Here is a 2,246-nt window from a genome sequence, read left to right on the forward strand (position 1 = left end):
CTGCCCCCGAGACGGCCCCGGCGATCACGCCCGTGCCGACGCCGGCGCTGCTGGGCGTCGAGCTCGCGCAGACCCATGTGATCCCGCCCGGCGGCCGCACGCTGCAGTCGCCCAACGAAGTCAAGCTCAACAAGAGCCGCAAGCTGCAACTGGTGGCCGACCGCGCGGCGCTGCTGATGCTGCAGCCCGACGTGGCGGACGGCGCCGTCGTCACGCTGCGGGTCCGCGCAAAGCTGGCCGACGGCCGCACGCTCGGCCCGCTGACGATGAACGCGCCGGCGCGCCTGCCGACCTCGGACGGCGGCGGTGTCGCGTACTCGTCGGTCAAGTACAGCGCGCTGCTGCCCAAGGAATGGGTGCAGATCGGCACGACGCTGGAGGTCGGCCAGACCGATTTCTCCTCGCCCCGCGCGATCGCGCTGACGGTCACGCCGGCCACCACGCTCAAGCTGAACACGGTGCCGATCTACCTCTTCGGCGCGCGTGCCGCGCAGTCGGTGGTGCCGGACTTCAATCTCGGCGCGTCCTCGACCGCCGGTTATGCGATCGACGCCGAATACCGCGAGAAGCTGCCCGTTGCGAAGCTCGACGCGCGCATCGCGGGCGCGATCACCATCGACCAGTTGGCCGTGCCCGGCCGCAACGACGACAAGTTCTGCTATCCGGCGATGACGGTCTCCTCGTGGGCCGACTTCCGCGCCATCGACAGCGACACCAACGCCCGCCTGCTGCGCGTGCTGCGCGACATGCGCGGCTGGACGGCCAACCGCGACCGGGCATTCGCGTCGGGCTTCTACGGCTTCATCCAGACCGTCAGCGGCGGCAAGCAGGTCGCGGCCACGACCGGCGGCGGCCTGGGCGGCCTCGGCGTGGCCGTGTCGGGCGGGGACACCCGGCCCGAGACGATCTACTCGGCCGTCTTCCACCACGAGATGGGCCATGCCTACGGGCTGCCGCATGCGGACACGGCGGCGGAGGCGGGCGACGATCCGTATCCGCAGGGCACCAAGAGCGGCTCCGCCTGGGGCTTCGACAGCGTCAGGCAGCAGCTGCTGACGACGCGTGAGTTCAGCGGTCAGTCCTGCGACAACCGCACCGTCAACGGCGTCTGCTACCAGCGCACGCCGATGTCGGGCGGCGAGGAAGACAGGAATGCCCAGAGCTACCGGTGGAATGCGTTCTCGGATTACCAGGCGGCGATCCTGCAACAAGGCTTCCTGGACAAGCTGTTCCCGGACGCGAGCTTCGACGGCGGCTACAAACGCTGGAACCGCACGACCGGCGCCTTCGAGAAGGTCACCGGCGAGGACCGCGCGCGCGCCGGCACGGACGTGCTGCAGCTCGACCAGCAGGTGCAGACGGTCATCGGGACGGTGTCCCACTTCAACGCCGCGCCGACGGCCAGCACGATGGTCGTGACGCCGGCGTGGACCGGCAACCTGCCGCAGCGCGTCGACCCGACGGTGCAGGCCGACGTGGACCGCATCCTGAGCGACAAGCCCGGCGGCTGGAACGGCTACTACTGCGTCAACAGCGGCTGCGACTACACGCTGGTCGCGACCTATGCGGACGGCTCGGTGCTGCGGCATCTGCTGCCGATCGGCTACCGCGACTGGAACAAGCCCAACGACGCGACCGGCTACAAGCGCGGCGCGAAGGACGCGACCAGCGCGGACAACTTCTCCACCTATGCGGTGAACCTGCCCACCGGCCGGGGCGGCCTGGTGAAGCTGCAGCTGTTCAGCACGCCGCATGGTTCCCAGTGGCAGACGCGTTTCACGGTGCTGAACGCCGCGGACCTCGGCGGCAGCCTGCCGCTGGTCAACGAGTGGACGCCGGCCGACGCCAACACCGGCGGCCGCGGCGCCGCGGGCACGACGCAGTTCGACGCGGCGTCCTGCAAGGTCGGCGCCGTGGTGAAGCGCCCTGCGCGCTGAGCGGCAACACCTGACCCCACGAACCGCGCGCAGTCCATGCGCGCGGTCCACCTGCGAGCCCCTTCGCCACCTGTGGCAGGGCTGAATCAGGTGTAAGACTTGGTCAGGCATGAATGCGCTTTCAAGCCTGATCCACGATCATCGCGGCCCGATCCGATCTGCTCCTCGCCCGTGATGAACTGTCCTCGCCCGCCGCATCTGCTTCCGTCCGTCGTCGCCCTGATCGCAGCCGCCGCCATGGCCGCCTGCGGCGGTGGCGGTGGCGACAAGGACACCACGCCCACGCCCACTCAAGGCACGACGCCGGGC

Annotated in this window: 1 protein-coding gene; it reads left to right on the forward strand. The window is 70.0% G+C overall.

Annotation, left to right across the window (positions count from 1 at the left end; all coding sequences use genetic code 11):
- On the forward strand, positions 1-1,937 hold a 1,937-nt coding region (locus VF536_RS13250; RefSeq protein ID WP_331615320.1), incomplete at its 5' end, for a M66 family metalloprotease.
- Positions 1,938-2,246 lie beyond the last annotated feature (309 nt).

The organism is Roseateles sp. (assembly GCF_036486225.1).
In the GTDB taxonomy this organism is placed as follows: domain Bacteria; phylum Pseudomonadota; class Gammaproteobacteria; order Burkholderiales; family Burkholderiaceae_C; genus Roseateles.